Origin of the sequence: Fructilactobacillus florum 8D, assembly GCF_000512295.1 — a bacterium.
In the GTDB taxonomy this organism is placed as follows: Bacteria; Bacillota; Bacilli; order Lactobacillales; family Lactobacillaceae; genus Fructilactobacillus; species Fructilactobacillus florum.
Window position 1 is genome coordinate 24,228 of sequence record NZ_ALXG01000016.1, and the last position, 6,253, is coordinate 30,480.

General features: G+C 43.0%; 6 protein-coding genes. 5 read left to right on the forward strand and 1 reads right to left on the reverse strand.

Annotation, left to right across the window (positions count from 1 at the left end; genetic code table 11):
• The first annotated feature begins 1 nt into the window (after nucleotide 1).
• Together B808_RS02050 and B808_RS02055 are read left to right on the forward strand one after the other, a co-directional pair.
• Entirely contained in the window at nucleotides 2-346 is a 345-nt protein-coding gene (locus B808_RS02050) for a DUF7671 family protein (RefSeq protein WP_035421618.1), read from the forward strand.
• A complete protein-coding gene (locus tag B808_RS02055; RefSeq protein ID WP_009166614.1) occupies nucleotides 336-1,259 on the forward strand; it encodes a DMT family transporter in 924 nt (307 codons plus the stop codon). The genes B808_RS02050 and B808_RS02055 overlap by 11 nt, the downstream gene beginning before the upstream one ends.
• A gap of 62 nt (nucleotides 1,260-1,321) precedes the next feature.
• On the opposite strand, the gene B808_RS02060 is transcribed toward B808_RS02055, so the two are convergent.
• The gene (locus B808_RS02060; RefSeq protein ID WP_035421620.1) at nucleotides 1,322-2,545 is read right to left on the reverse strand and encodes an MFS transporter; all 1,224 of its coding nucleotides are present in this window, start codon (nucleotides 2,543-2,545) and stop codon (nucleotides 1,322-1,324) included.
• A gap of 670 nt (nucleotides 2,546-3,215) precedes the next feature.
• Here B808_RS02060 and pyrF point away from each other — a divergent pair.
• The 3 genes from pyrF to B808_RS06335 form a co-directional block, all read left to right on the forward strand.
• Nucleotides 3,216-3,947, forward strand: coding sequence for an orotidine-5'-phosphate decarboxylase (gene pyrF / locus B808_RS02065; RefSeq protein ID WP_035421622.1), 732 nt, complete (start codon nucleotides 3,216-3,218; stop codon nucleotides 3,945-3,947).
• Entirely contained in the window at nucleotides 3,940-4,575 is a 636-nt protein-coding gene (pyrE, locus tag B808_RS02070; RefSeq protein ID WP_035421624.1) for an orotate phosphoribosyltransferase, read from the forward strand. Before pyrF ends, pyrE begins: the two co-directional genes overlap by 8 nt.
• A gap of 138 nt (nucleotides 4,576-4,713) precedes the next feature.
• Nucleotides 4,714-6,253, forward strand: a 1,540-nt coding sequence (locus tag B808_RS06335; RefSeq protein ID WP_191975877.1) for a glycoside hydrolase family 73 protein, incomplete at its 3' end; no start/stop codon positions are given.

Genomic DNA, 6,253 nt, shown 5'->3' on the forward strand with positions numbered 1-6,253 from the left:
GATGGGAGCTAAATATCATGTTTTACAGTTTTGGGGTGCACCCGTCTTTCAAGATGCTTCCGGTGACTATCAGCTGAAACTGGATCAAAACCAACACTGTAAACTGCATCAGTGGCGAATTGGTAAGCATACGAAGGGGACTTACCGACGACCGGGGCAAGTTTTTTTGACAGAAAATCATCTTGCCGTTGTCATTGTGACAGCAATCCCGTTACCTTTCCAACAACGGCACCGCTTGGTTCCTATGGCACGGTTTTTGCAGACTCAAGTGAAAGATATAGTATTAGAAACGGCTCACCAGCAGTTGGTGGTGCAGGAAGATAAGAGGGAAAATGATGATCAATAGCTTAAAAAAAATCAACTCGGGAACTAAGGGAATCATTCTCGCTGGGTTGGCTTCTGTTTCGTGGGGAGTTGCCGGAGTAATTACTCAGTTTGTTTCTCAGAATGAAGCAATCCCAGCAGATTGGTTTTTGGCAGCCCGAACAACTGGAGCCGCGTTAGTACTGCTCTTGGTAAGTGCAATTATCTACCGCGGTCGTATTTTTCATGTTTTTCATAGTTGGAAGTCAGTAGCCCTGTTAGTTTGTTATGGGCTATTTGGACTTGCTGCTAACATGGGAAGTTTTTATGTTAGCATCCAAACTGGGAATGCTGCTGCCACAACGATTCTGCAATACCTAGCACCGCTTTTTATTTTGTTAGGGTCGTTTGTATTTCAACATAAAAAGCCCCTTAAAATTGACCTAGTAATCTTTGTAATTGCAATTGTGGGAGTCTTTCTTTCAATTACCAAGGGTGATATTAGTCAGCTATCGATTCCGTTGGATTCATTTTTATGGGGATTGGTTACGGGAGTTACGGCAGCACTATATGTGGTTTTGCCACGCCCCCTGGGTAAAGAAAATCCTCCCATCGTGGTAATGGGTTGGGGGACGTTAATTGCTAGTTTAGCTTTTAACTTAAACCATCCAGTTTGGACGAAGGTTCCGCCATTGTCACCAGCCGCCGTATTGGGAATTTTAGGAGTAATATTTTTTGGAACGCTTTTGACCTTTTCAACTTTAATTTATGCTTCACGATTTACGTCATCTGCCAACATTAGCTTGATGGATGCGCTACAGCCAGTATCGACGTTTATCTTAAGTGTAATTTTCTTTCAGGATAAACTGTCATTAGCTGAAATTGCTGGGGCGATTTTAGTAATTGTTGCAATTTATCTATTGCAATATTCGCAACGCGAACCGAACTTAAATTAAAAGAAATCCAGTTCCATAGTCTGTTACTTAGACCATAGAACTGGATTTTTTTATTTGTAATATTAGTGATTATAAGTTTTAAAACCAGGTAGCGTGATCATTACGATAAAACTGATCAAATATAGCGTGGAGAGAAAGAGCATCACTACTAGAAGGTTGAAATGTTCCATTAAAATGCCAATAACTACTGATGAAAGACCACCAACAGCACGGCCAGTTCCCATGATAATGTTATTGGCACTAGCGCGGACAGCGGTCGGATATAGTTGGCTTACGATGGCTCCATAACCGCCGTACATACCGTTAGCAAAAAATCCAATAACTGCTCCTAAAATAATTAGTACCACGATGGAGTGAGCAAGCGTAATCGTGTACACAAGTCCTGCCGCAGCGATCAGAAAAATCCCAAACGTTCGACGGGGACCGTAGTGGTCTAATAGGGTTCCAAATGTTAGCATGCCAATGCTCATTCCAATGATGGTAGCAATCATCCACAGAGAAGAGCCAGCAACTTGCAAATGGCTTTGCTGTTGAACGATGGTTGGTAGCCAATTCATTAAACCAAAATAGCCCGCAATTTGAACAGTAACCATCGTCATGAGACCGAAGGTATTTCTGCGGAGAGTTCTTGTCCCAAATAAATCTTGGCGTAAACGGTGCCAAAGGTTGTTTCGTGAAGCGGGTTTTTCGTTGATAAAGCTGGGAGATTCAGTGAGCTTGTTGCGAACAAGGAAAATTAATAGTAGTGGGAGGAGTGCCATGAGGTATAGTGCTCGCCATCCCCAGGCAGGGATGATTAAGGCAGCGCAAATGGCAGCCAGTGCCGCCCCGACCTGTCCGCCTAAAGCGGTTAATGACGACAAGCGTCCGAGCATTTTTTGTGGGAACGTCTCTGCAACCAGCGTAATGCCAAGCCCGTACTCGCCACCGGCGCCAATGCCGGCAAGTAGTCGAAGAAAATAGATTTGGGTTAGATTAGTAGTAACGCTCATGAGAACGGTTGGAATTGCAAAAAATAAGATGGTAACTGAAAAGATGCGAACCCTGCCAAAACGGTCACCCAGCCAGCCAAATAAAATTCCACCAAGTAGCATGCCCCAGTTAGTAATGGTACCAATTAGTCCAGCAGCTCCAGTTGTAAGATGAAATTCAGCAATCAGTGAGCTGAGGGTAAAAGACAAGAAGAGGACGTCCATATTTTCAAGACCAAAGCCAGAACTAGCTGAAAAAAGCACTAGTTTTTGGCGCTTGGTCATAGGAAAATGCTGGCTAGAATGATTTTTCATGAGGAACCTCCCAAATTAAACTTTCTGACCGGGTGGTACAATTCACAGCCACCGATCAATCGAACAATAAATCTGACTACTAGGTTCTTTTCTTAGCCTGCCTAGGTCATGACGGCTGAGATAACAGACTCGGTTGATTTACTATCATCGTACGTATTTCTGGGGATTTTACATGGAATCTGGTTATAACACAGCGATAGGCTAGTTAACCAATCAAGTAGGGAAAATGTTAGGTTTTAGTGGCTCTTTTTTATTGATTCTGATTTATTGCTAAATTAAACTAATATAAAATTATGTGCAAGGGAAACTTTGTGGTGATATTTTCAGTTTGTGTTTAAAGATTATAAATAAGGTGGCTATTTAGAATTACGTTTTAATTTAAAAAATAAGAGAAATTGATGAATTTTTTTGATCGAGGTCATCTTATTATCAGTTGTCCTACCTGATTGGTCACTGTCTGGGATTAATAGATTACCTAAAAGCAAGGATAGAACCACTGCACAACTCAAGAGCATTAAAATGTAATTTGTACAACTACCGATTTTATAATATAATTTTGATAATCTAAAAATTAATTGGTTCAGAGAAGCCAAATTAGCAATAATAGCGCGATGGGTAGGCACTTCTCTGGAATTTGAGAAGTGCCTTTTGATTTGAGAGGTGATTGATAATGAGCAAACCGCTGATGGTAGCATTAGATTTTTCTGAATTAGCAGATGCCACTACTTTTCTCCAGAGCTTTACAGCTAACGTACCTGCAAACGTTAAAGTCGGAATGGAATTATTTTATCGTTATGGACCACAGGTTGTGACCGAAATTCAAGAGCTAGGGTCAGCCGTTTTTTTAGATTTAAAGTTATTTGATATCCCGCATACCGTTGAAAAAGCACTGGAACAACTAGGTCGCTTGGGAGTTGCCCAAGTAACGGTCCATGCTTTAGGGGGAACGACCATGATGCAAGCTGCTCGCCGCGGACTGGACCGGGGAGCCAAGGCAGCGCAAAAACCTCGTCCACAGCTGTTGGCGGTGACAGAATTGACATCGATTTCAGCGACTGACCTAGCTAGCGAGCAGCATTGTCAGTTGCCAATGACGGAACAGGTAATCGCATTGGCTCAACTGGCAGTTCGGGCTGGTTGTGATGGGGTAATTACTTCAGCTTTGGAAGTCAAAGCTTTGCGAGCCCATGTTCCCAATGATTTTAAATTGGTCGTTCCTGGAATAAGACTAGCAAGTGATGCCGTGGCAGACCAGCAACGGGTGGCGACTCCCATGCAAGCGTCGCAAGCAGGAGCTGATGCGATCGTAGTGGGTCGACCCATTACGCAAAGTGATAACCCAGTTGTTGCTTACCAACGTTACCAACAAGCATGGCAAGACCAGGGAGGGGAAAATGTCTGATTTAAAATCACGAATTTTGCAGCAGTTAGTAGAGGACCAAATTATAAAAATTAATCCGAATCAGCCTTTTCATTTTGCTAGCGGGATTCAATCGCCAGTTTATACGGATCTTCGCTTAACCATTTCAAATCCAAGCTTACGAACTAATTTAGCACAAGCACTCACAGAATTAGTTCAAAAAAAATTCCCAGCAGTTTCAGTTGTGGGTGGGGTTGCAACGGCCGGGATTCCACAAGCAGCTTTAATTGCTGATCGGCTCCAGTTGCCATTAATTTACGTGCGGTCTAAGCCCAAAGATCATGGAACCGGGAAAATGATTGAAGGACGGGTGCAGCCGACGGATCAGGTAGTTCTCTTAGATGATTTAATTTCAACTGGTGGTAGCGTTTTGCGTGCCACTCAAGCGGTACAACAAGCTGGCATGAACGTTTTAGGAGTGGTATCGATTTTTTCGTACGGTTTTCCTGATGCCCACCAGAATTTTACTAAAGCAAAAATACCATTTTATCCATTATTGACTTATCCAGAATTAATAAAGCAGGCAACAGCTGATCAGTTACTTACTACTGAAGAAGCACAAAAGTTACAACGGTGGCACCAAAATCCGTGGGACTGGCCGCTGACATAATGATGTTCTCTTTTCCAACAACCGATTTTAAAATTGCGGTTGTTTTTTTGTAAAAAATTCGTAATGTTTATGTGATAATGTTTTAAGCTACAATAAGGTAGTTAGAATAGATAGATTTATTGTTTAAAGGGGACACATATGGATAAGTATACAAAAGCACACAATAAAATGGTATTTGCCACTGGTGAACATAAAACCAGAGCAAAGTTAGCCAAGTCAAAGCATGGTTGGCTAAAAATTGCAATGGGAGTGACCTTCGCATCTACTTCTTTATTCGCAGTTAGTCATCCCACGCACGCTGAAACACAAACACCAGTTAAGGATGCAGCGGTTTCAGCCCCAGCTAACCACCAGGAAGCAGGAACGACGGAAACTCCAACGGACAACGGTTCGAATCAAACTGATTCTACCACTGAGCAGGAAGCCGTCGCTCCGACTGACCAGACAAAGTCAGTTACCGAGCAAACCAATAAGCAGCCTTCAGATGAACCAGCTGCGACGACGGATTCGAAAAAGGACCAGCAACCGAACGTTGCAACGGAGCCGTCACAGCCTAGCGCTACTAAAGAACAAGATCTTACCGATCAGTCAGTGGGCACAGATGGCACTGCAACTGCTGAAACTAATCAGTTGGCGGATCAGCCAACAACTTCTGATGCAGCCACAAACACGGTCGCACCAAACGAGGAAAAACAAACATCAGTGGTAGAACCAACCAAAACTGAAACCAATACCAATTCGACAGATCCTAACACCACTGACCAACAGGTAAAAACGAATGATCAGTCTACAGTTACGACGGATGAACACCCGGTTACTTCCAATCAAGCTGACGTAAAGTCAACGGATCACCAGCAAACGGAACCAGTTACTCAGCAGACGGCAACTCCAGTGATTAGTCTAGCAGCAGCTGACACAAATTCTGTTAGCGGTACGTACACGGTTAGTGGAACGCAAAATGTGCGTGATGGAGCTGGACTGGGCTATAACGTGACCGGACAGTTAAATGCTGGTGACACGATTAATTACGATGGACAACAAAGTGCTGATGGTTATACGTGGTTGCACTACACCAATTATGCTGGTCAGGATCGCTGGGTAGCTCAGTTGGTTAGTGCTACAAATAATCATTCTGCGTTCATTGATTCATTGGCCGCTGGGGCAATTGAAACTTGGAACCGATATGGTGTACTACCAAGTGTGTCGATTGCCCAAGCAATTGTTGAAAGTGGTTGGGGTGGTTCTGCACCTGGAAACAACCTCTTTGGAATTAAGGGTGAATACAACGGGCAGTATACAATTCAAAAAACACAAGAATTTGTGAATGGCCGTTATATTACGATTTATGACAAATTCCGTGCCTATCCAAGCTTTGCTGAAAGTATTATGGATCATGGAAATTTCTTATATGTGAACTCGCGGTATGCTAATTTGCTTGGGGTTCGGGATGCTTACCAAGTTACCCAGATGTTGCAACGGGATGGATATGCAACCTCACCAACATATGCTAGCACGCTAATGAGTGTTATTAATGCTAATAATTTAACTAGGTTTGATCAAAATCTGGGCACGCCAACTGGCGGAGCCACTAATAATAATCAGGGTGACAGTACAGTTACTAATGATGTTAGCGGTAGCTATACACTTCCTGGTGCGCAAAACGTACGTGATGGAGCTA